This window comes from Paraburkholderia dilworthii, from assembly GCF_000472525.1.
GTDB classification, from domain to species: domain Bacteria; phylum Pseudomonadota; class Gammaproteobacteria; order Burkholderiales; family Burkholderiaceae; genus Paraburkholderia; species Paraburkholderia dilworthii.
This window is the reverse complement of sequence record NZ_AWZT01000045.1, coordinates 1-25,401: the sequence shown is the minus strand read 5'-3', so window position 1 is coordinate 25,401 and position 25,401 is coordinate 1. Positions and strand designations below refer to the sequence as shown.

The 25,401-nt window shown below is 63.0% G+C and carries 31 protein-coding genes and 5 pseudogenes; 14 read left to right on the top strand and 22 right to left on the bottom strand.

Annotated features, from left to right (window positions below):
* Positions 1-313 precede the first annotated feature (313 nt).
* Positions 314-988: an OmpW/AlkL family protein gene (locus F759_RS0128415; protein ID WP_027802851.1), complete on the top strand. Its 675-nt coding sequence runs from the start codon at positions 314-316 to the stop codon at positions 986-988.
* Positions 989-1,605: 617 nt separating this feature from the next.
* A complete protein-coding gene (locus tag F759_RS0128400) occupies positions 1,606-1,842 on the top strand; it encodes an FmdB family zinc ribbon protein (protein WP_027802877.1) in 237 nt (78 codons plus the stop codon).
* Here the strand turns inward: F759_RS0128400 and F759_RS0128395 are convergent.
* From F759_RS0128395 to F759_RS44900, 20 genes and pseudogenes are all read right to left on the bottom strand, one after another.
* Positions 1,806-2,099, bottom strand: a complete 294-nt coding sequence (locus tag F759_RS0128395) for a hypothetical protein (RefSeq protein ID WP_027802850.1) — start codon at positions 2,097-2,099, stop codon at positions 1,806-1,808. The genes F759_RS0128400 and F759_RS0128395 overlap by 37 nt on opposite strands.
* Positions 2,096-2,386, bottom strand: coding sequence for a hypothetical protein (locus F759_RS0128390; protein ID WP_152530724.1), 291 nt, complete (start codon positions 2,384-2,386; stop codon positions 2,096-2,098). Before F759_RS0128390 ends, F759_RS0128395 begins: the two co-directional genes overlap by 4 nt.
* Before the next feature lie 48 nt (positions 2,387-2,434).
* Positions 2,435-2,872, bottom strand: coding sequence for an NAD(P)-binding protein (locus F759_RS45240; RefSeq protein ID WP_152530723.1), 438 nt, complete (start codon positions 2,870-2,872; stop codon positions 2,435-2,437).
* Positions 2,873-2,888: 16 nt separating this feature from the next.
* A pseudogene (locus F759_RS41385) lies at positions 2,889-3,176 on the bottom strand (2Fe-2S iron-sulfur cluster-binding protein); the annotation flags it as partial.
* Between the two features lie 55 nt (positions 3,177-3,231).
* A complete protein-coding gene (locus tag F759_RS0128375; protein ID WP_027802846.1) occupies positions 3,232-4,074 on the bottom strand; it encodes an SIR2 family NAD-dependent protein deacylase in 843 nt (280 codons plus the stop codon).
* A 10-nt stretch (positions 4,075-4,084) separates the two neighbouring features.
* Entirely contained in the window at positions 4,085-5,248 is a 1,164-nt protein-coding gene (locus F759_RS0128370) for a DegT/DnrJ/EryC1/StrS family aminotransferase (RefSeq protein ID WP_027802845.1), read from the bottom strand.
* Complete coding sequence (locus tag F759_RS0128365) at positions 5,235-5,513, bottom strand: hypothetical protein (protein WP_027802844.1); 279 nt, start codon at positions 5,511-5,513, stop codon at positions 5,235-5,237. Before F759_RS0128365 ends, F759_RS0128370 begins: the two co-directional genes overlap by 14 nt.
* A 1-nt stretch (position 5,514) precedes the next feature.
* Entirely contained in the window at positions 5,515-5,733 is a 219-nt protein-coding gene (gene nifT / locus F759_RS0128360) for a putative nitrogen fixation protein NifT (RefSeq protein ID WP_027802843.1), read from the bottom strand.
* Between the two features lie 41 nt (positions 5,734-5,774).
* The gene (locus tag F759_RS44405) at positions 5,775-5,930 is read right to left on the bottom strand and encodes a hypothetical protein (protein WP_244438931.1); all 156 of its coding nucleotides are present in this window, start codon (positions 5,928-5,930) and stop codon (positions 5,775-5,777) included.
* Between the two features lie 27 nt (positions 5,931-5,957).
* Positions 5,958-6,476, bottom strand: a complete 519-nt coding sequence (locus F759_RS44910) for an aminotransferase class V-fold PLP-dependent enzyme (protein ID WP_274533495.1) — start codon at positions 6,474-6,476, stop codon at positions 5,958-5,960.
* Positions 6,476-6,907 carry an aminotransferase class V-fold PLP-dependent enzyme gene (locus F759_RS44905; protein ID WP_274533494.1) on the bottom strand — a complete coding sequence of 144 codons (432 nt, stop codon included), beginning with the start codon at positions 6,905-6,907 and terminating at the stop codon, positions 6,476-6,478. Before F759_RS44905 ends, F759_RS44910 begins: the two co-directional genes overlap by 1 nt.
* Before the next feature lie 22 nt (positions 6,908-6,929).
* Positions 6,930-7,301 (bottom strand): DUF3024 domain-containing protein, encoded by a 372-nt coding sequence (locus tag F759_RS0128350; RefSeq protein ID WP_027802842.1) that lies wholly within the window; start codon positions 7,299-7,301, stop codon positions 6,930-6,932.
* Positions 7,298-7,573 (bottom strand): nitrogen fixation protein NifZ, encoded by a 276-nt coding sequence (locus F759_RS0128345; RefSeq protein WP_027802841.1) that lies wholly within the window; start codon positions 7,571-7,573, stop codon positions 7,298-7,300. The genes F759_RS0128350 and F759_RS0128345 overlap by 4 nt, the downstream gene beginning before the upstream one ends.
* Positions 7,570-7,950, bottom strand: coding sequence for a nitrogen fixation protein NifZ (locus F759_RS0128340; protein WP_027802840.1), 381 nt, complete (start codon positions 7,948-7,950; stop codon positions 7,570-7,572). Before F759_RS0128340 ends, F759_RS0128345 begins: the two co-directional genes overlap by 4 nt.
* A complete protein-coding gene (locus F759_RS0128335) occupies positions 7,943-8,776 on the bottom strand; it encodes a 4Fe4S-binding leucine-rich repeat protein (RefSeq protein WP_027802839.1) in 834 nt (277 codons plus the stop codon). The genes F759_RS0128340 and F759_RS0128335 overlap by 8 nt, the downstream gene beginning before the upstream one ends.
* Positions 8,773-9,354, bottom strand: a complete 582-nt coding sequence (locus F759_RS0128330; RefSeq protein ID WP_027802838.1) for a hypothetical protein — start codon at positions 9,352-9,354, stop codon at positions 8,773-8,775. The genes F759_RS0128335 and F759_RS0128330 overlap by 4 nt, the downstream gene beginning before the upstream one ends.
* Before the next feature lie 15 nt (positions 9,355-9,369).
* On the bottom strand, positions 9,370-9,777 hold the full coding sequence (locus F759_RS0128325; RefSeq protein WP_027802837.1) for a HesB/IscA family protein: 408 nt from the start codon (positions 9,775-9,777) through the stop codon (positions 9,370-9,372).
* Between the two features lie 50 nt (positions 9,778-9,827).
* Positions 9,828-10,022 carry a 4Fe-4S dicluster domain-containing protein gene (locus F759_RS0128320; RefSeq protein WP_027802836.1) on the bottom strand — a complete coding sequence of 65 codons (195 nt, stop codon included), beginning with the start codon at positions 10,020-10,022 and terminating at the stop codon, positions 9,828-9,830.
* A gap of 41 nt (positions 10,023-10,063) precedes the next feature.
* Complete coding sequence (gene nifB, locus F759_RS0128315; RefSeq protein WP_027802835.1) at positions 10,064-11,659, bottom strand: nitrogenase cofactor biosynthesis protein NifB; 1,596 nt, start codon at positions 11,657-11,659, stop codon at positions 10,064-10,066.
* 253 nt (positions 11,660-11,912) lie between these two features.
* Positions 11,913-12,044 carry a hypothetical protein gene (locus F759_RS44900; protein WP_274533493.1) on the bottom strand — a complete coding sequence of 44 codons (132 nt, stop codon included), beginning with the start codon at positions 12,042-12,044 and terminating at the stop codon, positions 11,913-11,915.
* Between the two features lie 856 nt (positions 12,045-12,900).
* Here F759_RS44900 and F759_RS38755 point away from each other — a divergent pair.
* From F759_RS38755 to F759_RS38745, 11 genes and pseudogenes are all read left to right on the top strand, one after another.
* The gene (locus F759_RS38755) at positions 12,901-13,458 is read left to right on the top strand and encodes an aminotransferase class V-fold PLP-dependent enzyme (protein WP_244438930.1); all 558 of its coding nucleotides are present in this window, start codon (positions 12,901-12,903) and stop codon (positions 13,456-13,458) included.
* A gap of 11 nt (positions 13,459-13,469) precedes the next feature.
* Positions 13,470-13,844: an iron-sulfur cluster insertion protein ErpA gene (gene erpA, locus F759_RS0128295; RefSeq protein ID WP_027802832.1), complete on the top strand. Its 375-nt coding sequence runs from the start codon at positions 13,470-13,472 to the stop codon at positions 13,842-13,844.
* A 569-nt stretch (positions 13,845-14,413) separates the two neighbouring features.
* Positions 14,414-15,550, top strand: coding sequence for a homocitrate synthase (gene nifV, locus F759_RS0128280; protein WP_027802831.1), 1,137 nt, complete (start codon positions 14,414-14,416; stop codon positions 15,548-15,550).
* A 153-nt stretch (positions 15,551-15,703) separates the two neighbouring features.
* Positions 15,704-16,033 (top strand): annotated as a pseudogene (nifW, locus tag F759_RS43440) (nitrogenase stabilizing/protective protein NifW); the annotation flags it as partial.
* A 27-nt stretch (positions 16,034-16,060) separates the two neighbouring features.
* Positions 16,061-16,909, top strand: coding sequence for an electron transfer flavoprotein subunit beta/FixA family protein (locus F759_RS0128275; RefSeq protein WP_027802830.1), 849 nt, complete (start codon positions 16,061-16,063; stop codon positions 16,907-16,909).
* On the top strand, positions 16,906-18,009 hold the full coding sequence (locus F759_RS0128270; protein WP_027802829.1) for an electron transfer flavoprotein subunit alpha/FixB family protein: 1,104 nt from the start codon (positions 16,906-16,908) through the stop codon (positions 18,007-18,009). The genes F759_RS0128275 and F759_RS0128270 overlap by 4 nt, the downstream gene beginning before the upstream one ends.
* A gap of 11 nt (positions 18,010-18,020) precedes the next feature.
* A complete protein-coding gene (locus tag F759_RS0128265; protein ID WP_027802828.1) occupies positions 18,021-19,331 on the top strand; it encodes an FAD-dependent oxidoreductase in 1,311 nt (436 codons plus the stop codon).
* Complete coding sequence (locus F759_RS0128260; RefSeq protein WP_027802827.1) at positions 19,328-19,627, top strand: ferredoxin family protein; 300 nt, start codon at positions 19,328-19,330, stop codon at positions 19,625-19,627. Before F759_RS0128265 ends, F759_RS0128260 begins: the two co-directional genes overlap by 4 nt.
* Before the next feature lie 11 nt (positions 19,628-19,638).
* Complete coding sequence (locus F759_RS0128255) at positions 19,639-19,965, top strand: (2Fe-2S) ferredoxin domain-containing protein (protein WP_027802826.1); 327 nt, start codon at positions 19,639-19,641, stop codon at positions 19,963-19,965.
* Positions 19,962-20,360 (top strand): hypothetical protein, encoded by a 399-nt coding sequence (locus F759_RS38750; RefSeq protein ID WP_322787120.1) that lies wholly within the window; start codon positions 19,962-19,964, stop codon positions 20,358-20,360. Before F759_RS0128255 ends, F759_RS38750 begins: the two co-directional genes overlap by 4 nt.
* A gap of 92 nt (positions 20,361-20,452) precedes the next feature.
* Positions 20,453-21,187, top strand: a pseudogene (locus tag F759_RS38745) (IclR family transcriptional regulator).
* 825 nt (positions 21,188-22,012) lie between these two features.
* Here F759_RS38745 and nifA read toward each other — a convergent pair.
* Entirely contained in the window at positions 22,013-23,890 is a 1,878-nt protein-coding gene (gene nifA / locus F759_RS0128235; protein ID WP_244438929.1) for a nif-specific transcriptional activator NifA, read from the bottom strand.
* 392 nt (positions 23,891-24,282) lie between these two features.
* On the opposite strand from nifA, the pseudogene F759_RS44400 reads away from it, so the two are divergent.
* Positions 24,283-24,685 (top strand): annotated as a pseudogene (locus F759_RS44400) (transposase); the annotation flags it as partial.
* 570 nt (positions 24,686-25,255) lie between these two features.
* Here the strand turns inward: F759_RS44400 and F759_RS42415 are convergent.
* Positions 25,256-25,401: pseudogene (locus F759_RS42415) on the bottom strand (LysR family transcriptional regulator); the annotation flags it as partial.

Below are 25,401 nucleotides of genomic sequence, written 5' to 3'. Positions count from 1 at the left end.
CTCGTGTCGATGTTCGCACCCGCCAGATTGATCTCAACTGCGAAGCATCACGCATGACTGTCGCGTTCGGCGGCTGCAGGCAGTCCGGCAATTGCTGCGAAATCGGTGTCTCCCGGTGCGAGAAACATCCTGGGTACCAGTCAATGAGGTTGAAGGCCAATAGTCCAGCCTCAAGGCTCTCGCTATCTCGACGTTCCGACGTGTGACCCGATGTCGCATCTTGACTTCGGGCTCGGGACCGGTTGATCCTGCGCAAGGGCAGCCCTGATTTGCGCGTCGACAATTCCCCGCATACATCAACAAGGGGAAAGCGATGAAGCACATGATTAAGGCCGTGATGATCGTGACAAGCCTGTGCGCTACCGGTTTGTTCGAAGTGCGGGCATACGCGGATGATGTAAGCGCGAACGGAAGCACGATGGCGGGCGAGGTGCTGGCGGATGGGGTCCACGCCGGTGACGTGCTCGTGCGTCTGCGTGCCATCTCGATCGAGCCGGAAGTACATACCAGCGGCACATTGTCGTCGCTCGGCGTGGGTGTCAATAACGCACTCGTGCCGGAGTTGGACCTGACCTATATGATCCGCGACGCGATCGGCGTCGAGCTGATTCTCGGCACCTCGCGGCACCACGTGACGTCTGGCCTCGGCGATCTGGGTGGCGTGAATGTGCTACCACCGACGCTGCTGCTGCAATATCACTTCAACCATGCTGGCATGATCCGACCGTATGTCGGCGCGGGAGTCAACTACACGTACTTCTACAACGACGGCCTGAGCGCGGGCCCCGAAGGCATCCAGGTGTCACGCAGTAGCTTCGGTCCGGCGGTGCAGGCTGGCGTCGACGTGCAGATCACGAAGACCGTCTTTCTCAACGCGGATATCAAGAAGATCTGGATGCACACGGACGCCTCGGTCGGCGGCAGTTCGTTGGGCCGACTGGACATCGACCCACTGGTACTGGGAATAGGCGTCGGGATGAAGTTCTAGCCAGCGCAGCTAGTGTCCGGTTCCGTTGTTAAGTGCGCACGCTGCTCGGGCTGGGCGCCGATCCGGCTGTGCGTTACCAGGACGACTTCACTGCCATCGACATGGCGGCCGGCCTCGACTGCCTGCAACTGCTGCGTCAAACCTGAGAACCCGGCAATGGCACACCTCACCCAAAAACCCGGCTGCTGCGGCAATGCGCGCCAGAAAGCCCTGCCGTGCATAGCCGGTCACACACTCGACGTGCGCAACATACTGAGCTGGCTGTGGACCGCCGCACGCTGCGGGCCTTCGTGGCGCCGCGGCCGGTCAACGGGAGATTCTACCGCGCGGCACCGCGCATCAAGTCGAGCGAAGTGGTGCCGGAAACGATCGACGCCAATGTCGCGCTGGCGCTGTTGCTGGCCGAGCCGCTGCTGATCCGCCCGCCGCTGATGCAATGCGACGAGCGCCGCGTGGTCGGCTTCAATGCGGCCCTGTGCCCACTTGGAGCGGGCTCGGCGCGCACGCGCCGGGCCCCGGACATGCCTCACGAAGGCTACGCCGCAATGACAGACCACAGCTCGCACCAACGGGCGAGCCGCTGCGCCCCATCCACCTCAGACGGAGATCTGATCACTATGCCCCTGTACGACTACCGCTGCACGGCCTGCAGTCACGCATTCGAAACGCTGGTGCGCGCCGGCCACACGCCAGTCTGCCCGCAATGCGGCGGCACCGCGCTGGACAAGCAGGTCAGCGCGCCGGCCTCGCCCGGCAAGAGCCGCGCGATCATCTCCTGCGCGCGGCGTCAGGCGGCCCGCGAAGGGCACCTCAGCAACTATTCACCGGCCGAGCGCTGCAAGCTGCTGCGCTGAGCCGAGCGGGGAATCGCGCTGTCGATGTATGTGAACTTCGAGGGCGCCTTCCCGATGGCATTCAGTCTCACCGTCGTCATGTGGCCGGCACGCCGGATCAGGCCACCGCCGACGGCCTGCTGGAACGCGCGAAGGGCATCTGCCCGTATCTCGACGCTACCCGGATCCACGCCTTCGGTCAGGATCATCGCCGCCGTGCCGGCCTGCTCGATGATCGCCAGCCGCGCGCTGGTTTCGATAGCGGCGCTGCGGGTCATGCCGGCACCGCCGCAGGATCGATGTCCGGACAGACATGCACGAGACGCACGTTCGATTCGAGCGCGATCGCACGTAGCAGCGCCGCGTACGGCTGGTGCTCGTCAGGGAAGTTCGACAACGCGCAGGACGTGTTGCTGAACGCCAGCGCCGCGCTCAGCAGGGTCGGTGTGGCCGCGAGCGCGTCAGCAAGCAGCGCTGGCAGCGGCAGATCGAACCTGGCATGCGCCGCCATCAGCCGCTGCGGCAACGCGAATACCGCCCGGCGGGCACGCAGCAGGTGTCGCAACGCTACTTCCGGTTTGCAGTTCAAGCCAGGCGCCCCGGTCACGCAGCGTCAGCAACGCGTTGCCGGTCCGCACGCAGGCTGCCGGAAGCGCTGCAGCCTGCGTATCGACCAGGCGCGCCGTCCCGCCTGCGATGCGGCGCGCCCCGGCATGCGTCCCAAGCGGCCCCTCGCGCCGCTACGGTTCGCGGTTCGGTCGTGGGCCAAAGCGCATCGCCGGGGTCGTGCTGCCGCAAGCTCGGCATACCGAGTTCGAGTTCGTCGAGCAGCGCGGTGATGGGCGGCTCCGCATCGGGCCAAAACCAGGCCGGAACGAGGCCCAGCGTCTGGCCGGTGGATTCGCAACATTGCGTCAGCACGGTCGCCCTCGCGCGCTTCGATGACCACGACGGAAACGTCCTGCGCATGCAGTACGCGCGCCAGCGCGAGGCCGCCTAGACCCGCGCCGACGACGGCCGCGTCGACCACCAGCGATTCGACCGTGGTCATCTCGCCGCCCAGACGAAGTCAGCAGTTCGATGGTCACCGGCTCTTCGGCCAGCACGGCTTGACAGGCGAGCCGCAATTTGGAGCCGATGACGACGAGCCTATCGAGCTTGTCGTTTTCGAGCCGCTGGATCTTCGACAGGCTTTTGCGCCCTTCCTGTACGAACAGGTGGCAAGATCCACAGTCGGCCTTACCGTTGCACTTGTGCTCGATGCTCTCGCCTACGGCCAGCAGTGCCTGCAGCAGGGTCGCGCCGGCGGCAACGTCGTAGGTCTTGCCCGAAGGCAGTACGGTCAGTGTGGTCATGATGGCGATCTTGATAAAAGGCTACGGATAAAGAACGATGAATAGCGGCCACGCTTCACGCGGCCAGTGCGGGTTGCAAGGCATCCACCAACGCTTCGGCGAACCGGCCAAGCGGCATCGCGATGCACGTGATGCCCTGCTCTTCGAGAAAGCGCGCCTCCATACGCGTCGGTTCGTCGGGCAGCACGGCCCAGTGCATGTCTGAGGAGCGCTTCATGATCTGGCGTGCGAAGCTGCGTGTGAGCTGGTCATCGAAACGGCAGCCCAGAAACAAAAAACTTCGACCGCTGCGCCACGCCTGCACGGCAGGCGGAATGGGCGTCTGGATATCGATCTCGCTCAAGACTTCGACGAAGTCGCTGTCAGAGACCAGATAGTTAGAGGCCGGCGCATGGCCGCCAATCGGCTTGTAGAGTAGCGCGCCCGAGGCCGGCACGGCATCCAGCAACGCGCCGTCTGCGCTATAGGCCGCGAACCAATGGCCGAAATGCTCGGCCTGCGACAGCCCCTGCAACCGCGCCCAGCCGCCCTGCGGCCGCGCCTGCGCGGGCGCGCGGGCGAAGGTATCGTCGTACCAGCTATCGACAATCAGCCCGGCGCCGATCGTCGCCAGCGCGCGATGCAGTGCCGACGGCGTCGATGTCATGGCGAAGGCCTCATTCATGACGCTCACCAGCGACTTGCGATGCTTGAAGTTTTCGATGAGCTGCGCCGCCTGGGTCAGCCGGGTGCGGATCTTGTGCAGCACGCTGACCTTGGCCGTGATGATTTCGGCGAGCGCGAGTGGCGTGGCAGGGACCGCCGTATCGGGGCAAAGCGCGAGCAGTCCTGGTCCCAGGTACGGAATGACGCCGCCCGCACACAGGCGTTCGGTGATGGTCTGCACTGAAACGGTCATGAAATGCCTCTCACAGATAAATGGCGGCGCCGGCGCCCACGTTGGTCGCGGTGTCTTTCAGCGTCTTGACGATATACTTGACCTGGTCAGTGTCGAGCAGCGTGTGCAGCGGCAGCGCCAGCGCGCGATCGCCGATGCGCTCGGTGTCGGGCAACAGGCCGCTCTTGCGGCCGATCGCATCCCCCGCGTTCATGTAGTGGAACTGCTGATGCAGCGGATGGCTATAGGCCACCGTCTCAATGCCGCAAGATTTCATGTCGTCGATCATCTGGGCGCGCGCGCTCTGCGTAAAACGCTTGCCCAAATGCACAACATAGAGCATCCAGTGCACTTCTTCGACGTCCTCGGCCACGTAGGCCGGCTTGATCCCCTCGAAGCTTTGCATCTCTTCGTGATACCAAGTCTCGACCTGCTTTCGCTGCGCGAGGCGTGTGTCGAGTTCGGCCAGTTGTGCGAGACCGAGCGCGGCGGTCAAATCACTGACGCCCGCCTGCAGCGGCACCCGCGAGCCGACCGAGACGGACGCGCGGTCTGTGACGCGCCGCTCGCGCAGATAGCGCAGTTCATGGACGAGTTCGTCATCGTCGGTGACGAGCATGCCGCCCGCTCCTGTGCACAGCGCGGACGGGCTGGAGAAGTCGAACACTGATACGTCGCCGAAACAGCCGACGTTGCGGCCCCGGTAGCTCGAGCCCAACGCCTCGGTACTGTCTTCGATCAGCCGCAAGCGCTGCGCGTCGGCCAGTTCGCGCAGCAGCGCCCACGCGGCCGGGTGGCCGTTGGTATTGCCCGCGAGGATCGCGCGCGTGCGAGGGCCGATCTTCTGCGCGACTTTTTCGGCGCTCAGACAACCGCTCCAGTAGTCGATGTCGGCGAACACCGGCACGGCCCCCGCCAGCGTGATCGCGTGCGCCACCTGATGCCAGGTGTGGGACGCGCAGACCACCTCGTCTCCCGGGCCGATCCCCGTCGCGCGCAACGCAATCCAGGTCGCGAGCGTGCCGCTCGCGACCGCGACCGCATACTCCCGGCCGACCCAGCCCGCAAACGCGCGCTCGAACGAATCAAGCATCGGCCCGTCGCTCCAACGTGAGGAATGCAGCACAGCGTTGACGAAATCGATCTCGCGCGTCGCGCAAGCCGGTTCGGTCAGCGAGATCTCATCGATTTCCATGCGCCTCCTCCTCGGTCAGGATCAACGCATCGGCCTCTTCAGGCCGCTGCGTGATGGACCTGCAATGCCCGGCCGACATCGCGAAATAGATACTGCGCACACCGAACCGAAGCGCTGCCATATCGTCGCTCATCACCGATGCGCTGACATGCATTGTGCGCACCTCGGGATAACGTTGGTGCCATTGCGTGGCGGCGTCGCGCAGCGTCGGTGCCGTGCGGAGCAGGTCCGCAGCGAAGTTTAATTGCTCGGCGTTCAGGCTCATCTCACTCCTCCACGCCAGCAATGCGCCGCGCGTCGACCGTGATGGGCAGCGGCGTATCGTCGGCCATCGCGGGCAAGTCGAGTTGCCAGCCGTTCGCGAGCGTGACGAGACCGCCCCACATACCGGGCTGCGCCATCGCGACAATGGGCTCTTCCAGGTCCTTCTTTGGCAGGTAGGCGCTCAGCGCACCCTTGCTGTCCTTGCGGATCATGACTTTCATGGTTGCGGACTCCGGAGATTGATGACAGGTTCAAACCACGTTCAAGCGGGATGCGCTGCTTCCTCCTGCAGTGGACCAAGCAACGACGGCCGATAGGCGAGTACGTACTCAATGTCCTGCGCCGTAGCGGTTTCGCCCAGCGACAGCCGCACCGCCGCCAGCGCCTCATCGCGCGGCACATCCATCGCGGCAAGCACGTGCGACGGCTCGCTGCCGCCAGACGATCATGCCGCGCCTGACGACGCGGCAACGCCGAGCAGTTCGAGCCGCTGCAACACGACTTCGGCGTAAACCTCGCCGAAGCGCAGGTAGCTGGTGCCGGGCAGACGCGATGCCTGCGCCGACAACACGTGGACGGCCGGCAGCGCGCACCGCAGCCTCTGCTCCAGTGCGTCACGCAGCGCGGCCACGCTCGCCGTTTCGCTGATACGCTCGGGCGCCGCTGTAAAATCGGCGATGGCTGGCAGGTTCTCGGTGCCACCGCGCCGATGCCGCTTCTGGTTGCCCTGCACCTGCGGCACCTGCGTCACGCCCTGGCGCACGAGCAGCTCACCGATGCCCTTCGGCCCCCGCAGACTGTGCGCCGAGAGCGACACCGGATCGATCCTGCTGTGCGCGAAATGGAACCGCATCCTGCCGGTGAGCCGCGTCGCACCGACATGGAGCCGCGCGCGGGCCGAGGGCACGAGATCGCGTACGTCGGCGACCGGCGTCAATACGCCCGTCTCGCTGTTGGCCGCCATCACCGAGACCACCCGACGTCAGATCCAATCAGCGCGGCGGCGCTGTCAAGGTCCAGCGTCCCGTCGGGCCGCACGGGCATGTAGTCGACCGCAACGCCGCGCGCAGCCAGCGCACGCGCCAGCTTAAGATGCGCTGCATGTTCGATCGCGCTGAATACGCTACGGTGCCGGCCCTCCGGCGCCACCGCGTGTGGCCCGCACACGGCCAGGTAATTGGCTTCGGTGGCGCCGCTGGTGAAGATCAACTCTGCGGGCTTGCAACCGAGCGCTCGCGCGCGCGCCGCGCAGGCCGCAGCGAGCGTGCCCGTCGCCTGCAGCCCGACGGCATGGTGCGACGACGCATGGCCCCACACATACGTCAGGATGGACAGCATCGCCTGCGCCACGGCGCAGGCTGGCGGCATGGTCGCGTTGTGGTCGAGATAGATCATCGCCCGGCTCGGTTAGTTTGTTTCACGGCCAGAACACCCATTCGCGATCGATGCAAAGCGTGTCCAGCAGCTCGGCCAGATCGGTGCTCTCATGCTGGGGCATCCATCGGTGCCACGTATGATCGCGCGCGCTCAGGTGCCACATACCGTCTTCATCGCGCGTAAGCCGCGCTATGTCAATCAGCCCGCCATTCACGTCGACATTGCGGGAGCAGCACGGGCACTCGACACGGAAACCCTGCCCATCGCGCAGCACGCGCGCCAGCACATAGCGGTAGGGGGCACGCTCGCGCAACGCTTGCTCGATCTTGCGCTGGGTCAGATCGAACACGCGGCCCGCGCGCAAACCGTCGCGCGGCGGCGCCGCGTCTGGCGCGCTCGCCAGAACAGTCATGACACGGCACCTTCTTCGGGTAGCAGGCCGTCGGGCGCGGGAGCAATTTCATTCTCCGTGCATCCGACGACACAGTTGCCGAACTCCACCAGATAGACCGGCTCGCCACTCTCAACCACCTGGCCGACGTTGACGATTTCGCCGACCGTCCCCGCCTCGGCCAGGCAATCGTTCTGGCCGCGCTCCGAAAAGCTGCCGTCGTTGCACAGGTCGTCCAGCGCGATCACGCGCATGCCCCACTGATAAGCAGGCTGAACCGGTTCGATACTCATGCTGCCGGCTCCTGCGGTTGCGGCATTTCCGGCTGGACCCGCGTGCCGATCTTGTGCAGCGCTTCGGCCCGCTCGCCCAAGCCTTGCAGCACGTCGTCCGGCAGGTTGTCGAGCGTACATAGCTCTTTCGCGCGCATGCCGACACGGTGGCCGCTCTCGACGAAATCCACAGCGAAGATATAGAACTGCTGGAGGAAGGTGTCGATGCTGGTGACGTAGCCTATCTCGCCCTTGTTCACCAGCACTTCGCCGATGTCCTTGCCGTTGTACGTACCGTCGTTGTGGATAACCGAGCGCGCGATCACGCGCTCGCCGTAATTGAAGCGCGGGGGATACGCGATCTCGATCAGGTCGTCGTCGCGGTTGATGTCAGCCATGCTTCACTCCTGCTGATCGTTGCGTCTGTCCGCTGGTCATCAGGTTCGCGACCTCGCCCGACTGCCGGCGCTGCCGTGCGAGCGCGCGCACCTGTTCGTCCGCGCCATCCACCAGCGACGGCACGATTTCGGCAGCGGCGCGCCGCGCGACTTCCCAGCGCACTCGCCCGTCGGGATCGGCCGCGAGGCGCGATAGCAGCGTCGCGGGCAGACGCTGGGCGACCATGCGGGGTCCCTCGGCCCCGCTACCGTCGGCAATACGCAGCAGCTCGGGCATCTCTAGACGCTCGGCCAGTCGCATCCGGACTGCGCGATCAGGCTCGCCGAGCATCGGCGGCAGCAGCGCAAGCCGCAGATGCTGTGCCACCCATTCGCGCACACCATAGTCGGAACCGCCCCGCATGCTGATCAATGCAGCAGGCGACCCGTGCTGCGCCACGCGAATTCGCACCTCGCGATGCGGATCGTGGATTAGGCGCGCATGTTGCGCCTGCGGCAATCGCAACGCGTGCAGCCGGCCCGTCTCGTCCGGGTCGCCGAGCAATGCGGGCAGACAAAACACATCGGCGTGACTCGCAGCGATTGCGCGCACGTCGAAGTACGGATGCGCAGGCTGCTCGTTGGCCACTTCGGGATGCCAGTGAAAGAAGCGCTCGATGCGGCGCGCGTACGCATCCTGCGTGCGCTCGTGACCTGGCCCGCGATCGTGCTCCGCCGGCAACTCGCGGAACCGCACGTACCCGCAGCCGGCGGAGTCGAGCGGGCCGCCCTGCCAGTGGCGCGGTGCAATGTCGCCGCCTCGTACCCGCAAGTTCTGTGCGCTCATGGTTGCGTCCCCATCCAGCCGCGCGTCGGATAGGCACTGAGCGCATCCATTGCGTCGTCGGACCCGGCGCCGGTCTCATGACGATTCAAGACCTGGGAAAGCAGCGCGCCGCCGACCCGGTCTTCGGGATCGAGCCGGCGCAATTCGCGCAGTACCATGCGCGCTTCTTCAAAGTCGCCGAGACGCATGTTGAGGTACGCGAGGCCTTTCAGCGTGAACAGATAAAAACGCGCGCCCGCGTCATAGCGCGTGGTCACGATCGCGGCCGCAAGCGGTTGGTCGCCGAAATTTGAGTCCAGCGCGCTGCGGGTGACCGCCAGCGCGTCTTCGCCGATCGCACGCGCCTGCACCCATTGATGGCCGTAGAAGTAAAAGCGGTACAGGGCGATCAACGGCACCGGATGGCGCGGCGCGGCGGCGCGGGCGCGTTGCAACAGCGCGAGCGCCTCGTCGGGGCGCTCGCGCAACCGGCCCGCCTCGGCGATCAATGCATTGACGCCCGACGGCAAGCCGCCGCCAATCGCGCTCTGCGCAAACGCGGTCATTGCGTCGTCGAGGGCACGGTCGCCGGACTCCATCGCCATCGCTCGTCTTTAGGAAATCTGACGCGGCAGCGGCGGCCGTCCGCGGCCAATCGCGCTGACATCGATGGTCGCCACGCCTGGCGGCGCCGAATCCGCACTGCTGCTGCAACCACAAGCGGCCTCCTTCGGATTGAAGAAGATCAAGCCGGACTGGGTTGGCGTGTCGGCGAAATCGATCGTTATGCCTTCGAGCATCAGCCGGCTCTCAGCGGGCAGGAATACGCGCAGGCCGTTGATGTCGAGTTCCCGTTCGCCCGGTTGCAGCGCCGGCTCGGCGGTGAATTCCGGGGTATAGCCGGAACAGCCGCCAGCGCTCACCACCAGACGAAAGCCGGCGCCAGCCGGCAGGCCCGAAAAGCGCACGACACGACGCATGAACTTTTCGGCGGCGCTCGTAACAGTTACGTTTGACGGCATGATGCGTAGTCTCCTGATGGATGAATGGCCAGCCCGGCCACGAGCCAGACTCATACCTGAACGATGCAGCCGTCCACGGGACACACGGCGACGCACTGCGGGTCGTCGAATTGGCCTTCGCATTCGGTGCATTTCTTGAGGTCGATCGCGAACACGCCGCCTTTCTCGCCGATCGCGACATTGGGGCACTGCGGTTCGCAGGCGGAGCATCCCGTACAGGTGGACGCAATGATCTTCAGCGGCATGGAGGCTCTCCTGTTGTCCTGTCTGGCACGGTGTGGGGTTGTCACGCCGCTGAGGCTGACGAGGTGTAAGCGCCCTGGCGGATCGCAGCATCGCCCCGGTCCCGGTGCACGATGGCGCCGCTAGCGATGCGACTGCGGTAGTCGTTGAACCAAGCAAAGACCGCTTTTTCGATAAATTCGCCGACGTACTGATCGACAGGCTCGATGCCCGCTTGCGCCAGTTCGTCTTTCGGGCAGGCGCCGATCTTCGCGACCAGCACCGCGTGGCAGTCGTGGAGCGCGCGCACGACCGACGGTAGTTGCTCGTCGTCGCCGTAACCGCCCCGGCAATACAGGTCTACCCTGCGATGGCCGACGAACAGCGCTTCGGCTGCCGAGACCTCAAAGATCTGAAACTCCGTGACGTGGCCGAAGTGCTCGTTGACCCGGCCGCCGCCCTTCGTTGCAACCGAGACCAGCACCTTCATGTCGTCGGCGACGTCGATCTTGCCAGAGACAGCCAGCGCATCTTGCTTCGCGTCGTGCTGCGCCTGACGCTCGGCTTCGACGCGCTGCTGGTATTCACGGCGGCGGTCGAGGTCGTAGACCACTTCCATCTGCTCGATCTTGTCGAGCGTGAATTCCTCGCTGCGGTCCTCGCCCAGCAGGCCAATCGCATCCGCGCGGCACTGGCGGCAATGACGCATCAAGTTCGCGCCGCCCATGCAGGCGTCCTGCACGGCCTTGAGTTCCTGCGCAGTCGGTCCGCGCTGTCCGCTCAGGCCAAAGTAAGTGCCGTGCTCGGGCTCCGCGATCAGCGGCATGATGTTATGCAGGAATGCGCCGCGTTTCTTCACCTCGCGGTTGACCTCGATCAGGTGCTCGTCGTTGATGCCGGGAATCAACACCGAGTTGATCTTGGTCAGCACGCCGCGTGCGGTGAGCATCTCGAGACCCTTCATCTGCCGGTCATGAAGGACGCGGGCTGCTTCGTAACCGGTCACGCGCTTGTGCTCCCAGAAAATCCACGGATAGATCTTCTCGCCCACCGCCGGGTCAACCATGTTGATGGTAATTGTCACGTGGTCGATGTTGTATCTGCAGATTTCGTCCACGAGGTCGGGCAACGCCAAGCCATTGGTTGACAGGCACAGCTTGATGTCCGGGGCCTGTTCCTGCAGCATCCGGAACGTCTCGAATGTCTTCGCCGGGCTCGCCAGCGAATCACCGGGACCGGCGATGCCAAGCACCGTCATCTGCGGAATCTCGCTTGCAATGGCCACGACCTTCTTCACTGCCTGTTGCGGCGTTAGCTTCTGAGAGACTACGCCAGGACGCGACTCGTTCGAGCAGTCGTATTTGCGGTTGCAGTAGTTGCACTGGACGTTGCAAGCCGGCGCCACCGCCACATGCATGCGCGCATAGTGATGATGAGCTTCTTCGGAGTAGCACGGGTGATTCTTGACCTTTTCCCGGATGTCCGGCGGCAAGTCGTCGAGACTACCCGACCCGCCGCAACTGGGGTTACCCTCGCCACCGTGCGTGCCGCAGCCGCCACCGGTGGACGGGTCTTCGATCTTCGCGCCAAGAGGTTTAATCTGCCCGATGCCGATATAGGCCGCTGCGGGCAAGTCGCTCGCATTTGAACCCGTTTGCATGGATATCTCCTCGCAACCGACGGCGGCCGCGCGCAAGCCATAAAGCCAGATCCATGCCACTCGACAAGAAAGCCAAGAATCAACGTGTTAGGGGATATTTCGCAGTTCTGTTGATCCAGGCGCGCGACGTATCTGTCCAATTTCGTTGCGTCGTGTCGATGTTGCGACAAATCTCACACGACCTAGAACGCATGTGCCGAACCTGCGAGATGGACCCGTACAAGCTGGGTGGGCAAAGCATTCTCCAACCTGGTCACAACCGGCGAACCTCAATAGAGGATGCACGCAGCGCATAGCCGATCTGCCGGAGCGTGACCTCAGTAAGCACGCCACCTTCGCCTGAACCGAGCCGCTGCGTTGCATCGCCCAGATCAGTCGTCGGCAATCAATCTCCGGCTTCCCCTGCGTGGGATGTCGTGAACGTTCGGTCGTCAGCCGCCAGATCCAGATCAGCGGAAGCCTCAGTGGCCGGGTGCCAGACCAGACAACCGGTGCGCACGCCATATCCGGAACACGATGCCTGTACGGCACTGCGACGACGGCACTTCAGCGGCCGGTACTTCGCCCACAGGCGTGGGACGAACCGCATCCTCGCGCTCGATGTAGTCCAGCGCCTTCGTCAGACAATGGTCTCCTGACACAGGAACTTGAAATGGTCAATCACGCCGTCACGCGTCATGGCCGCCGCCTTTCTCGCACCAGCATCTTGCTCACCTCGTCGACGCCGTCCAGCGCTTGCCAGACAACGGCTGCCTGGATGTTCACCATTGACTTGCCCTTCGTGCGCTGCGCGCTTTCGATGTACCGGCGCGAAGCGCAAGATTGACGGAAAGACACAGGGTTTAAGGTAAGCCCATTTCCACGCTGATGATTGAGCCATCGTGCAGGTCAATCCCGCATGCGCAACAACAAGTACTACAAAAAGACGACGGCAATCGGGGCTCGTCGCGCGCATCGACACAAACACCACAGCGAAACAACACCGGGCCAGCTGAAGGCGGACCTTGGAGCGCGAGAATCCGCCGGCATGAAAGTTGCCGTGCAGATCGCACTATCGCTTTCAGGAGCTTGCGATGTCGCATTTCCAACATGTCAGTACCGGCCCGCGAGCAGATCAGCTCGTTCGTCAGCACGGCCCCGCGCGAGATTGTCCGGGCCTCGGGAGCGACGGAATCGAACAACCTGGCGATCAAGCGTCTCGCGCACTTTCATCGCACCACAGGCATGACGCTCTCGGCACGATGCTCGAACTTGATCGCGAAGGCTTCGGGGTCATAGTGTTGTCAGTGCAGGAAAGCGGCCTCGTGGGCCTCGCCGTATTTAAGGCAGCGCTCCAGCCGGGCGCCGTGTTCGCATCGGTGATGTTCGTCGACAAAGAGACGCGCGTGATTCAGGACATCGCCGCGATCGGCCGCGCCCGGGAGATCCTGCTGCGCGTGGATGCCGCGCATGCTGCCGACAAGATACCAATCGATCTCGCCGCTTTGCCGGTCGATCTGATGTCGTTCCCCCGCTCACAAGACCTACGGCCCCAAGGGCATTGGCGCGCTGTACGTGGGGCTCGGCCGCTCATGCGGATCGGGTGTCAACTTCACGGCGGCGTCCACGCTTCAGTTCGTCAAGGAACTGCTATTGCCCCGGTCGAGATCCACTGCTCGATTCTCGCCGAGACGCGATCAAGACGGCCGTGTCTGACTGTCGCTCGCGCCAGACGATTCCAGGCGCAGCAGCCGACGACCTGTAACTCGCCGAGCAACCGACCTGCTCGTCTAACCCGAAGTAAGGCCATTCAAGCCTGAGAGGAACCTCCATGAAAACGCTCACCCAACCGCCTTCCGCCACACCCGGCGTCATGCCCGGCCTGCTCGAATTCACGCCTCAGGCCGCTGCGAAAGTGGCCTCGCTGATCGAGGAAGAAGGCAATCCGAACCTGAAGCTGCGGCTGTATGTGTCCGGCGGCGGCTGTTCGGGCTTCCGGTACGGCTTCGCGTTCGACGACCAGGTGGCGGACGACGACATGCAGACCGTCACGGACGGCGTCACGCTACTGGTCGATTCGATGAGCCAGCAATTCCTGCCCGGCGCTCGCGTCGACTACGAAGACGGCCTGGAAGGTTCGCGCTTCGTCATTCACAACCCCAATGCGCAGAGCGCCTGTGGCTGCGGCAGTTCGTTTTCCGTGTGAGGCAATCATGAGAATCTCACTGACTGGCGCCTCCCGACGACGAGCAGAACAACTAGTTCGACAATGCGTGAGGCCTTGACCTGCAATCGCGTCTCACGTGCTGCGTGAAACTGCGCGACGCCGACCGGACGATCGAACTGCAGCCACATATGCGCGGCCTCGCGCGTGAGCATTGATGGCATGCGTCCCTAGCGCTGTGCGGCCCCTTCAAGCGCCATAGCGCTCATCGCCGCGAGCGCATAGCCGCGCTGATGGCCGCCGCCTGTGTTTATCTTCCCGCATCGCCGTTGCAATGGATAGCCCATCCCTACAGCGTTTGCATCGCGCCGGCCGCGTCCGCACATCCTGGCTGACCATGCCCATCGCATCGCGCATCGCTTTCTGCAGCGCCGTGTTCCTCCCTACATCTGCTGTTCGAAACAGGACATTCGCGACAGGTCTTCGTTGGAACCGCTTCATCACAGCGCCAGCGAACACCGGAAAGCCCCGCGGCAAGCGGCTATTCGCACGAGCCGTGCATGGCGCAGTACTTGCAACGCGTATGATCAAATGCCTAAGGACAACTTCCCGTGTCGAATCCGATCATCAATGACACCACACTGCGCGACGGCGAACAGACCGCTGGGGTCGCATTCACGGTTGCCGAAAAATGCGCGATTGCCGAGGCGCTCTCAAGCGCCGGAGTACCCGAACTGGAAATCGGTATCCCCGCGATGGGCGCCGAGGAAATCAATTGCATCCAGACCATCGTCGCGCTGAACCTCGACGCCGATCTGATGGTCTGGGGCCGTCTCACCGACACGGACCTGGCGTCGGCCTTGTGCTGCAATCCCGACATCATTCACCTGTCGATTCCCGTGTCCGATATTCATCTTCAACACAAATTGCGCCAACCGCGCTCGTGGGTGCTCGCGCAGGTGAGTCGCGTGATCAGCGCCGCCGCCAAAAGCGGCCGCAGGGTTTCGCTGGGCGCGGAGGATGCCTCGCGCGCGGACCCCTCGTTTCTCGCCGACGTGGCGCGGCACGCGCAGCAGTGCGGTGCGCAACGCATCCGCTTTGCCGACACGCTCGGCGTCCTCGATCCTTTTTCGACCTATGATGCGATTGCGCGATTGCACGACGCGGTCGACCTGGAAATCGAAATCCACGCGCACAACGACCTCGGGCTCGCGGCCGCGAACACCCTTGCCGCACTGCGCGCCGGCGCAACCCACTCCAACACCACCGTCAACGGTCTCGGCGAACGCGCCGGAAATGCCGCGCTGGAGGAGATCGTGATGGGCGTGCGTCATATCATGGGTTGCAACACGGGCGTCGACACGACCGCGCTATTGCGCATCTCGCGGCTTGTCGAACGGGTTTCAGGACGCCCGGTCGCGCTGAACAAAAGCATTGTCGGCGCCAGCGTATTCACGCACGAGTCCGGCATCCACACAGACGGGCTCGCCGAAAATCCATCGAGCTACGAGAGCTTCGATCCCGCCGAACTCGGTCGCGAACGCTCGGTTGTGCTCGGCAAGCATTCGGATTCGCAAAGCGTGCGCCGGGCTTATAACGCACTCGGCCTGCCCGTCAGTGAAAGGCTGGTCGTGCTGCTGCTGACCCGTATCCGCCACCATGCCACCCAGCACAAGCAAGCGCCCAGTGCCGCCGACCTGTTTCGCTTCCTGACCGAGTTGCGCTACACCGTCGGAGAATTGTCGTGATGGCGCTGTGGTCGGCTTTACGAAGTGGGTCGTGCGACCCGAACAGTCGGGCACGACGCCGCGGTGCGCCACCAGCGACGCCTGCGACAAGGACTTCGCCGAGCCGACGTTCTGTCCGCACCTATCCTCATCCGCTTGCAAGGGGTAACCGCGATGAAAAGCTTTGTCCAGCAACTCAAGGCGCTGTCCTCAGCCGAGGAATTTCTGCAGTTCTTCGGCATTCCGTTCGACCAGAAGATCGTCAACGTGAGTCGGCTACACATCCTCAAGCGCTTCTTTCAGTACATCCAGCAACAGGACGCGTTGCCCGAGAGCGACGAAGCCGCGCTGTTCGCGTCATATCACGCGCTGCTGCTCAAGGCTTACGGCGACTTCGTCACGTCCACGCCGGCTCAGGAAAAAGTGTTCAAGGTGTTCGGGGACAAAAATGGGCGGCAGCACGTTTCACTCGACAGTTTGCGCGCGTCGCTGCCCCCACGCGCACTGTTGCCTGACACACGGAGCAAGACCATGCACATCGTCGTCTGCATCAAGCAGGTCCCGGACTCGACACAGATCCGCGTTCATCCGGTCACCAACACGATCATGCGCCAGGGTGTTCCGGCGATCGTCAACCCTTATGACCTGTTTTCACTCGAAGAGGCGCTGCGACTGAAGGACCGCTTCGGCGGCAAGGTCACGATGCTTTGCATGGGTCCGCCGCAGGCCGAGGAAGCGTTGCGCAAGTGCATCAGCTTCGGCGCGGACGAGGCCGTGCTACTCACCGACCGCGCATTTGCGGGCGCGGATACGCTCGCTACGTCGTACGCGCTGGCAGCAGGTATCCAGCAGATCGCGAAGGAGCAGGCGGTGGACATCGTGTTCACTGGCAAGCAGACGATCGACGGCGACACCGCGCAGGTTGGCCCCGGCATCGCCAAACGCCTAGGGCTGCAACTGCTGACCTATGTGTCGCGCATCGTCGAGACCGCTCTCGATGCGCGAACGATCACCGTCGAGCGGCGCGCCGAGGGCGGCGTGCAGGTGCTCAGGACTACGCTGCCGTGCCTGATCACAATGCTGGAGAACACCAACGAACTGCGTTTTGCGACGCTGCCCGCGATGATTCATGCGGCCGGCTGTCCGGTGCGCAAATGGAACTGCGAACAGGCCGGCATCGAAGACCTCAGCAAAATCGGGCTGAAGGGCTCCCCCACAGTGGTCAGCAAAGTCTTTGGACCGACGCCGCGCAGCGAGAAAGCGGAGATGCTCGACCTCGACGCATCGAGTCTTTGCGACGTGTCGGTGAATCTGCTGCAAAAGATCTTCACGCGCCATCCCACCCTGGAAGCTGACCTGCTTATGAAGGAGGGGTCATGAACGCACCCGCATCCCCCGCGAAGAAACCTGCCGGCCGCGCACGACGCAACCTCGAACTGCCGGAACACCTGAAAGCCTACAAAGGCGTCTGGGTCTTTATCGAGCACGACCGCGGACACGTGCACAGCGTCTCGTGGGAACTGCTCGGTGAAGCACGCAAACTGGCCGACACGCTCGGCAGCCGAGTTGGCGCCGCCGTGCTCGGCGGAGCGACCGAACCGCTCGAACAGTTCGCGGCAGAAGCCTTCACTTACGGCGCGGACGATGCGTACATCATCCACGACCCAGTCTTGCAGGGCTATCGCAACGAGCCGTTCACAAAAGGGCTGACCGACCTCGTCAACCGGCATCAGCCCGAGATCCTGCTGCTGGGCGCGACGTCGATGGGGCGTGACCTCGCGGGCTCCGTAGCGACGACCCTCCTGACCGGGCTGACCGCTGATTGCACCGAACTCAGCATCGATCCCGCGTCGCGGGCGCTGGCGGCGACACGCCCCACCTTTGGCGGCTCGCTGTTGTGCACGATCATGACGCTCGCTTACCGTCCGCAGATGGCGACGGTGCGCCCGCGCGTGATGCCGATGCCGCTGCGCGACGCCGAACGCACCGGCAACATCGTCCATGGAACGCTTGGGATGATCGAGACGGACATCGTCACGAGGTTGCTCGACTTTATCCCGGATGCGAGCAGCAACCGGATCAACCTGCCCTATGCCGATGTGATAGTGAGCGGCGGCAAGGGGTTGAAGAGCCCGGAGAACTTCCACCTGGCGTTCGAACTGGCGAACGTGCTCGGCGGCGAAGTGGGTGCGACCCGGCCATGCGTGCAGGCCGGATGGGTCGACGGGGAGCGCCAGGTGGGACAGACCGGCAAGACGGTGCGGCCCAAGCTCTACATCGCCGCCGGCATATCCGGCGCGATCCAGCACCGCGTGGGCATGGAAAGCGCGGACGTGATCGTTGCGATCAACACCGACGCCAACGCACCCATCTTTGATTTCGCGCACTACGGCATCGTCGGCAATGCGTTGCAAGTGTTGCCCGCGCTGAAGCAGGCTTTTGCGGAGCATTTGTCCCGGCGCCGCAAGCAGGCCGCCTGAGGAGAATCACGATGAAAAAACTTTCACACTTCGATGCGATCGTGGTCGGTGCCGGTCCGTCCGGCAACGCTGCCGCTTACACGATGGCCAAGGCAGGCCTGGAAGTGCTGCAGATCGAGCGGGGCGAATATCCGGGCAGCAAAAACGTTCAAGGTGCGATCCTGTACGCGAAGGCGCTCGAAGAGATCATCCCGGACTTCCGCGACGATGCGCCGCTGGAGCGCCACATCATCGAGCAGCGAATGTGGATGCTCGACGACACGTCGTTTGTTGGTACACATGTGCGCAGCGAGGAATACAACAAGCCGCCCTATAACCGCTACACGATCATCCGCGCGCAGTTCGACAAGTGGTTTTCATCGAAAGTGCGCGAAGCTGGCGCACTGCTGCTCTGCGAGACCACGGCGAAGGAACTGATCATGGACGGCGACCTGGTGGTCGGCGTGCAGTGCGACCGCGAGCACGGCGATGTCTATGCCGACGTGGTGGTGCTCGCCGACGGCGTGAATTCGACGCTAGCGCGCAAGGCGGGCTTTCATGGAGAGATCGGGGCCGGCAACGTTGCGCTCGCCGTCAAGGAGATTCTCTTCATGCCCGAGGAGACGATCCGCCAGCGCTTCAACGTCGGCGAAGACGACGGCGTCGTGATCGAGATGGTCGGCAGTATCACCGACGGCATGATGGGCACTGGCTTCCTCTATACCAACAAGGAATCGCTCACCATAGGCGTGGGCTGCATGCTGAGCGACTTCAGGAAAAACCCCAACCGCACGAGCCCCTATGTGCTCCTCGAAAAGATGAAGCAACACCCGTCGATCGCACCGCTGATTGCGGACGGCGAGATGAAAGAGTATTGCGCGCATCTGATTCCCGAAGGCGGTTTTCACGCAATCCCGCAGGTCTACGGCAACGGCTGGATGATCGTTGGCGACTCAGGCGGTTTCGTGAACTCCGTGCACCGAGAAGGATCGAACCTCGCGATGACCTCGGGACGCCTCGCCGCCGAAACGGTGATCCACGCGAAAGCCGCGGGCCACGGCTACCGCGCCCGCACGCTCAAGGCCTACAAAGCCGCGCTTGATCAGAGCTTCGTAATGAAAGACCTGCACAAGTACCGCGACATGCCAGCAGTGCTGCACAAAAATCCGCAGTTCTTCACGACCTACCCCGACCTCATGGCGCGCGCCGCGCGCACAATGATCACGGTCGACGGTAAGGACAAGAAAAGCAAGGAGCGCGAGATTTTTTCGAGCTTCCGCAAAGCCCGTTCGCTTTCTGGCATCGTGGGTGATGCCTACAAACTCCTGAGGGCCTTCCGATGAGCACCCCACCCGTCAACGTAGAGGAAAAGCTGTTCCAGAACCGTTACCGCGTCGATGCCGGACGGCCGCACGTCCACATCAAGAATGGCGACGTCTGCCAGAGCGAATGCAGCGCGAAAAGTTGCACCTTCGTCTGCCCGGCCTCGTGCTACAAGGCCGAAGACAACGGCGCGGTGACGCTGATCACCGACGGCTGCCTCGAATGCGGCAGCTGCCGCATCCTCTGTACCGACCACCAGAATATCGAGTGGGACTACCCGCGCGGTGGTCACGGCATCCTGTTCAAGTTCGGTTGAGGAACATCGTCATGGCCAGACCTGAACGACATGTGTTTGCTTGCACCCAGAACCGGCCGCCGCAGCATCCGCGCGTCGCCTGCGCAGGCGGCAAGGGCTCGACCGCGCTGCTGAAGGCATTCTGGGCTGACCAGCAGAAACGCCAGGCGCCCGATACCGTCGCGATCACGTGTTCGGGCTATCTCGGCCCGTGCGATCAGGGCGCGACCGTGCTCATCTATCCCGACGCGGTGCTACACAGCGGCGTGACGATGGCCGACGTGGAGAAAATCTTCACGCGTCAACTTGAAGGCGGCGAACCGGTGCAGCGCCTCATCGTCGCGGAGACGGTGTGGTGAACCTGCTGACCGGGGTCGAGTCGAACGAACAGTTCGGAGGCGAGGTGTCGGCTTCCGGCCGGCGTCTCATCGAGGGCCTGCATGGCGCGCCGGCCGAGCAGATCGTCGCAGTCCTGTGGAGCGTCACGCTGACCTCTCCGCGAAGCCTTGCCGCCTACTATCTGCTCTACAAATTCCATGCCGGACGCCGGGAACTCGATGAGGCAGAGCACGCGGCCCATCTGGGACTCAAAGCAGCTGCGCATGCCGCCGGATTGAATGAGGACTGGCAGATGGTACAAGCCGGCGATGCGAACTTCCACGCGCCCGGTCCCGCCCGCTTCTGGCTGTTCACGCTAAAGGCGCTCGCCGTCATCGGCCTGCGGCGCGGCGAACGCGAAACCGCCACACAGTAGATCACACAACTACGGCGGCTCGACCCGGCAGATCACCTCGGCTTCGGCGTAGTGGAAGCGTTGCTGCAACGGTCCGGCTGAGGAGAGGTACGATGTCCAAACAGCCCGCCATCGCATCGTTGGCCGACGACAATCTGGCAGCCGGCGGCGTGGCAGCAGTCGACCGTGCGCTGACCCTGCTGGCTGCCTTCGGCAACGGCACGCCCGTGCTGTCATTTAGCGCGCTCGCGGAACGCAGGCGCCTGTACAAGAGCACCGTGCTGCGCCTGCTCGCGTCGCTGGAACATGCGCATCTCATGGTGCGCCGCGCCGATGGCTGCTACGTGCTGGGGTCCGGCGTCGCAGACTGCATGCCGTCTATGCGCAATCGTCCTCCAGCGAGTCGCTGGTGATGCCCGTGCTGCACGAACTGGTGGCCGCAACCCGTGAGAGCGCCGCGTTTCACGTACGTCAAGGTGCGCGACGGATATGCCTGTATCGCGTCGACTCGCCACAGCCTGTGCGAGACCACATCCGCGCGGGCGAGCTAGTGCCGCTGGATCGTGGCAGGAGGCCGGGTGTTGCAAGCCTACTGCCACGAAGGCGACGAGGCACTCGGTCAACACATCCGCCGCCAGCAAGTCATCGCGCTAGCAGGAGACCGCGATCCTCAATTGGCAGGCATCGCCGCGCCGGTGTTCGGCCCGTCTGGGCAACTCGCCGGTGTCGTTACGCTGACCATGCCCCGCGAGAGACTGGACCCCGCTTGGGCGGAGATAGTGAGAAATTCTGGGCGAATTCTCACACGATACCTTGGCGGAATCGAGCCGGGCGGGGCAGACGGGTAGTGATGCGTGAGAAACGAACTTGGGTCGTCGCTTGCTTTTACTGATGTCTTAATGTTGGCCATTGCGGCCAGCCGCGGTCAGTCCCAACTTCGACTCACGAATGTCAGTACATGGGCACCTTCAGTTTGCCAACTTTTCAATCGGTGATGATGGGTCGGTAGATTGCAACCGTACGTTGGGACTTTCAATGTGGCTGTGCCGCTGTGCCTGACGGGGTTCGCTGATCGGTTCCCCGTCGCTTTCGCGCACCCGACGGTGCTCGGACCGGACGATCCCGGGCTTTGCCGACCACGCTCTAAGCTGTCGTGCCATCACGTCATGATGCACTGGGCAATCGGTCGACTCTTCTCGTCTTGTCAGCGTTTTTTCTTGCTATCAGGCCGGCTGACCACGCAACGGCGGCAAATGTTTCTTCTGCCCGGGATTCGCCTTGATTTGCCCACGGCCCCCAGACGACGCGCAATCTTGTTGGCGCGCGACAGAGTCGCCTCGCTAATATGACCCCGGGCGCGCCTCCACAAATGCAACGCGGTCAAACAGCACCGCTTGTGTCGCCGAGCGCATCAGTGTGAGCTGATGGTCGAGCGCGACGCGGCCGGCGAACCGGCGATGACAGCGCCGCGTTCGCAGCACCTTCGTCGAGGTACTGACCGCCCCTGAGGTCGGCCGGGCTGTTCTCGACGATTACCGAATTGGCGCCGACGCGGGGCCGCTTCCGATCGTGATCATGCCATGGTCCGCGCCAAACCCTGGCTTGACTTGTCTGAGCTGTTCGCATCAGTCGCGATGTCGCGGCCCCGACACGCCGCAAGTCCGACAGTACTTTCAGAAACGCTTGATCTCGACACCGTATTTCCTCAGCGCGTAGCCAATCTGGCGCGGCGTCAGTCCAAGCAGTCGCGCCGCCCTTGCCTGCACCCAGCCGGACCTTTCCATGGCGGCGATGAGACGCTCGCGGTTGGAAATCTTCGCACCGCTTCCGAAGGCTGCGCCGCCAGGCGCTAGCGAGGCCTGCTCGCTGTCGACAGGCGGGACCGCAACTGCGCCAGACGTAGCAGCCTCGGCCTGGGGCGTGCCCGGTTTCACTTGCACTGGTACGATCGGCCCGGCCTGCAGCGCCATCTCTTCCGGTCCGCTCTTCCATAGCATCGCGGAAAGGCACTGGCCGTGGGAGCAGGCAAAGTCGTTTCTCACGATCGATAGTCCCGGCGCCAGGGTCGCAGTCCGCTGCACGCAATTCTCGAGCTCACGGACGTTGCCGGGAAAACCGCAGTTCATCAATACTTCAATCGCACTCGCATCGAAGGTCAGCGTACGGCCGTTCTCGCGGTTGAAGTTCTTGAGAAACTCAACGGCGAGCAGCGGGATATCACTGCGCCTTTCGCGCAACGGCGGCAGCAGTAAGGGAACCACGCTGATGCGATAATAGAGGTCAGCGCGGAACTCGTTCCTTGCCACAGCGTCTTCCAGGTTCTTATTCGTGGCGGCAACCACGCGAACATCGACCTTAATGGTCTGGTTGCTGCCGACGCGCTCGAATTCTTGCTCCTGCAGGACGCGCAGCAGCTTTGCCTGGAACGAGGCCGAGATCTCGCCGATTTCGTCAAGAAACAGCGTCCCCTTGTCGGCGAGCTCGAAGCGCCCCTTGCGCGAATTGAAGGCGCTGGTAAAGGCACCCTTCTCATGACCGAACAATTCGGATTCCAGCACCGTCTCAGGGAGCGCCGCGCAATTGAGCTTGATGAAGGGCCGCTTGGCTCGCGGCGACAGCTCGTGAAGGGCCTTGGCGACCAGCTCCTTCCCGGTACCGGATTCGCCGCGCAACAGAACTGTGCTGTTCGATTTGGCTACCACTGCGATCTTCTCGAGCAGGCCGCGCAGCGCCGGGCTGTCGCCAATGATCCCCTCGACCTGAAACTTCTTTCGGTCCTGCGCAGGATACTTGAGCTCGGACATTTGTTTTTGCAGCCCGTCCCTCCCCGCCATCAGTCGCTCGCGGTCACTCTTGAGTAAGCGATGCAGCTTCACCGTCTGCGCCACCAGGTTGGCGACCAAGGTAAGCAGCCGCATGTCGCAATCGAGCCGGAAGTTCGACCCATTGTCCACGACGCGGTCGATGGTCAGCGTGCCTACGACCTTCGCGTCGATGCGAATAGGAACGCCGATGAACGACACTCGCATGTCGTCGGAAGCACCGAGCACGCCCATGTCCGCCGCACTGAAGCCCGAATGCACCGCCACGTTCTCGGCGACGAGCGGGCTGTCCGTCGCCATGATCTGGTCAATTGCCTTCTGCGGCAGGCGCATCCGGTAGCGCTCATCGGTGCCTTCGCTCCAGCCGGCGCCAACGGTAATGTCCGGTACGCCATCATCGTCGAAGAGAGAGACGATACCGACCCGCATCTGCACAAACGATTGCAGGAGATCGACGACGTTGGCCAGCATGACTTCGAGCCCGCAGGGGCCAGTAAGCACCTTCGATATTTCCAAGGTGCCGGTAAGGGCGCTCTCGTACCACTGCACAATAGGAACCGCGTGGTCCGTCTCGGACTTTGAGCCGGGCCTTTCCCGTACCGAAGCGATATGCAGCATGACGACGTCTCCGTTGTTGTGACCATCCTCCCTGTCACCGTGTTCGGATTTACGAGTATTGTGTTGCATATCATCCTCGATTTCGCGCCCAATTTCATCGGCTGACTTCAAGAGATAACGCCTTTTCATGGCAGGACCGTGAAACTATAGTGCCTTGTTTTACTTATCTTCTCCTTTTGTGATCTCGCCGTGCGGATTCCGCTGGGAACGCGAGTTCCGTTGACGTGGCTCAAATCAACCCACGATTTGTCTACTCTGCAGAAGGGAACCCAGGATGATTGAGGCTACGCGAAGCATTCGTCGTGTGGACGGAGGATCGAGTGCGCGGGCCAATCTGGTCATGCCACCAATAAATCCATAGTCGTGGTCTAACGGTGACGAAACCGCCTCCCCAATCGGGTGCGTTGAAAGCATTGAGCTGTGTATTAAAAGCACATGCACGGTTCTGAGCGAGGCGCTATGCAGCAAATGTATAGGGGCTACCCGACATGACGTCAAGAAAACTCGCGACCACGGCGAAACAAGGACTGATCGTCGGCGCACGGGCGTTCGCAGGCAACCCATACGACGGCCACACGCTGGCGGAGCAACTCGAACAGAGCCCCTTTCTGTTGCAGCATCTGACGGGTACGCCGCAACCGACGGCCGTGCTGGTCGATGTCGGGTCCGGGGCGTTAATCAGTACAACTGATTCATCGCGGCAAACGGAAGGCCCTGACCAGCACGCAGCGACGTTGGCTCAAGCGACGGCACGCGATCGAACCGGTCATCGGCGATGTGAAGGACGACCACGGCATGCGGCGTTGCTGGCTTAAAGGGCAAACCGACGATGCGCCACCCGCGGTACTGTGCGCTGCCGGTTGCAACCTGCGCTGGTTGCTGCGCGCCATCGTCCGTCTGGGCCTGGGGCCTGATTTTTTTATCCTCGCGGTGCTGCATGGACCCGCCAATGCCACGCCGCAGCCGACCGCTTGCTCGGCACAACCGCTTTCGACGATCTGATTCCTGTTCGCCGAGAGACGCACCTTGGCTTGGCTCGATACCGCAAACTGAATTTTTCAGGATTGACTATCTAGCCGCACTATGTCTCTGATTCGTCGATAGAGCGATGGCGGCGTCACCGCGCGCAGCAGGGGCCCGGCCTGAGGTGGAGATACTGCCGCACATCAGCGCTCCCGCGAGAGTTATGGGGCCGAACGCCTGCAAGGCACGTCGTAGCGCATGGCTTGGACGTCGGCGTACATCCGATAATGAGACTGCGTCGTAAGCGAAGGTTGCGTAGCAACCAAAAACGCAAATTCAAGGCAACAACCCGATTGACACACGGCTTGCCGGTCGCGCCGAACCTGCTCGATCAGGCGCTTGCCGTCACTGCGCCGAATCAGGCCTGGTGTGGCGATACCCGTTATGTCGCCACAAAACCCTCGAAACCCCGCAAATCCATGCCGCAAAGACCTTGCTGAAAGATCTTATTTCCTAACTTGGGTGGATTGGTCTTCGCGTGGCCTCACGCGGAGGAATCATGCGTGACGCCTCCTGCAATATTATCTCCCGCATCCAGTTGCTTGCCGGATCACTGTTGTGAAGGGCAGACCATTGGACGGCCTCGGTGAATGCGGGAA

What these genes read in the sequence shown, in the direction of transcription:
- F759_RS0128415 (WP_027802851.1), top strand. Translation starts at nt 314, where the DNA reads ATGAAGCACATGATTAAGGCCGTGATGATCGTGACAAGCCTGTGCGCT.
- F759_RS0128400 (WP_027802877.1), top strand. Translation starts at nt 1,606, where the DNA reads ATGCCCCTGTACGACTACCGCTGCACGGCCTGCAGTCACGCATTCGAA.
- F759_RS0128395 (WP_027802850.1), bottom strand. Translation starts at nt 2,099, where the DNA reads ATGACCCGCAGCGCCGCTATCGAAACCAGCGCGCGGCTGGCGATCATC.
- F759_RS45240 (WP_152530723.1), bottom strand. Translation starts at nt 2,872, where the DNA reads ATGACCACGGTCGAATCGCTGGTGGTCGACGCGGCCGTCGTCGGCGCG.
- F759_RS0128375 (WP_027802846.1), bottom strand. Translation starts at nt 4,074, where the DNA reads ATGACCGTTTCAGTGCAGACCATCACCGAACGCCTGTGTGCGGGCGGC.
- F759_RS0128370 (WP_027802845.1), bottom strand. Translation starts at nt 5,248, where the DNA reads ATGGAAATCGATGAGATCTCGCTGACCGAACCGGCTTGCGCGACGCGC.
- F759_RS0128365 (WP_027802844.1), bottom strand. Translation starts at nt 5,513, where the DNA reads ATGAGCCTGAACGCCGAGCAATTAAACTTCGCTGCGGACCTGCTCCGC.
- nifT (WP_027802843.1), bottom strand. Translation starts at nt 5,733, where the DNA reads ATGAAAGTCATGATCCGCAAGGACAGCAAGGGTGCGCTGAGCGCCTAC.
- F759_RS44910 (WP_274533495.1), bottom strand. Translation starts at nt 6,476, where the DNA reads ATGGCGGCCAACAGCGAGACGGGCGTATTGACGCCGGTCGCCGACGTA.
- F759_RS44905 (WP_274533494.1), bottom strand. Translation starts at nt 6,907, where the DNA reads ATGATCTATCTCGACCACAACGCGACCATGCCGCCAGCCTGCGCCGTG.
- F759_RS0128350 (WP_027802842.1), bottom strand. Translation starts at nt 7,301, where the DNA reads ATGACTGTTCTGGCGAGCGCGCCAGACGCGGCGCCGCCGCGCGACGGT.
- F759_RS0128345 (WP_027802841.1), bottom strand. Translation starts at nt 7,573, where the DNA reads ATGAGTATCGAACCGGTTCAGCCTGCTTATCAGTGGGGCATGCGCGTG.
- F759_RS0128340 (WP_027802840.1), bottom strand. Translation starts at nt 7,950, where the DNA reads ATGGCTGACATCAACCGCGACGACGACCTGATCGAGATCGCGTATCCC.
- F759_RS0128335 (WP_027802839.1), bottom strand. Translation starts at nt 8,776, where the DNA reads ATGAGCGCACAGAACTTGCGGGTACGAGGCGGCGACATTGCACCGCGC.
- F759_RS0128330 (WP_027802838.1), bottom strand. Translation starts at nt 9,354, where the DNA reads ATGGAGTCCGGCGACCGTGCCCTCGACGACGCAATGACCGCGTTTGCG.
- F759_RS0128325 (WP_027802837.1), bottom strand. Translation starts at nt 9,777, where the DNA reads ATGCCGTCAAACGTAACTGTTACGAGCGCCGCCGAAAAGTTCATGCGT.
- F759_RS0128320 (WP_027802836.1), bottom strand. Translation starts at nt 10,022, where the DNA reads ATGCCGCTGAAGATCATTGCGTCCACCTGTACGGGATGCTCCGCCTGC.
- nifB (WP_027802835.1), bottom strand. Translation starts at nt 11,659, where the DNA reads ATGCAAACGGGTTCAAATGCGAGCGACTTGCCCGCAGCGGCCTATATC.
- F759_RS38755 (WP_244438930.1), top strand. Translation starts at nt 12,901, where the DNA reads ATGCTCGAACTTGATCGCGAAGGCTTCGGGGTCATAGTGTTGTCAGTG.
- erpA (WP_027802832.1), top strand. Translation starts at nt 13,470, where the DNA reads ATGAAAACGCTCACCCAACCGCCTTCCGCCACACCCGGCGTCATGCCC.
- F759_RS0128275 (WP_027802830.1), top strand. Translation starts at nt 16,061, where the DNA reads ATGCACATCGTCGTCTGCATCAAGCAGGTCCCGGACTCGACACAGATC.
- F759_RS0128270 (WP_027802829.1), top strand. Translation starts at nt 16,906, where the DNA reads ATGAACGCACCCGCATCCCCCGCGAAGAAACCTGCCGGCCGCGCACGA.
- F759_RS0128265 (WP_027802828.1), top strand. Translation starts at nt 18,021, where the DNA reads ATGAAAAAACTTTCACACTTCGATGCGATCGTGGTCGGTGCCGGTCCG.
- F759_RS0128260 (WP_027802827.1), top strand. Translation starts at nt 19,328, where the DNA reads ATGAGCACCCCACCCGTCAACGTAGAGGAAAAGCTGTTCCAGAACCGT.
- F759_RS0128255 (WP_027802826.1), top strand. Translation starts at nt 19,639, where the DNA reads ATGGCCAGACCTGAACGACATGTGTTTGCTTGCACCCAGAACCGGCCG.